Source organism: Pelomonas sp. KK5 (assembly GCF_001984095.1).
Lineage (GTDB): Bacteria > Pseudomonadota > Gammaproteobacteria > Burkholderiales > Burkholderiaceae_C > KK5.
In genome coordinates this window covers 1-556 of record NZ_LYVQ01000546.1, presented here as the reverse complement: position 1 = coordinate 556, position 556 = coordinate 1, and the positions used below count along the sequence as shown (strand labels likewise).

Annotated in this window: 1 protein-coding gene and 1 pseudogene; both read left to right on the top strand. The window is 72.1% G+C overall.

Annotated features, from left to right (window positions below):
- A pseudogene (locus tag B0W88_RS32210) lies at positions 1–441 on the top strand (DUF5364 domain-containing protein); the annotation flags it as partial.
- Positions 438–556, top strand: a 119-nt coding sequence (locus tag B0W88_RS35370; RefSeq protein ID WP_369973977.1) for a hypothetical protein, incomplete at its 3' end; no start/stop codon positions are given. The pseudogene B0W88_RS32210 and the gene B0W88_RS35370, both read left to right, overlap by 4 nt.

Below are 556 nucleotides of genomic sequence, written 5' to 3'. Positions count from 1 at the left end.
GCCGCCATCGGCACCGCGCAGGTCGCCACGATGACGACGGAAGACGTCGTCGCGCTGGGCACGGCGGGCCTGAAGGCCATGGGCTCGGCCCAGATCCATGCGCTGACGACCGGCGACATCGTCGCCCTCAGCTCGGCCCAGGCCGGCGTGCTCAGCTCGGCCCAGGCGGCCGGCCTCACGACCGCGCAACTCGCCAACTTCTCGACCGATGACCTGCGCGCGCTCGGCAGCGCCACGCTGCGCTCGCTCTCCAGCAGCCAGCTCGCCGCGCTCGACAGCGACCAGATCGGCGCCCTCACTTCGGCCCAGGTCCAGCAGCTCACGACGGCGCAGATCGCCTCGATGGGCAGCGACACGCTGAACGCGCTGACCAGCTCGCAGATCCCTTCGCTGACCAGCGCCAGGTCGCCGCCATCGGCACCGCGCAGGTCGCCACGATGACGACCGAAGACGTCGTCGCGCTGGGCACCGCGGGCCTGAAGGCCATGGGCTCGGCCCAGATCCATGCGCTGACGACCGGCGACATCGTCGCCCTCAGCTCGGCCCAGGCCGGCGT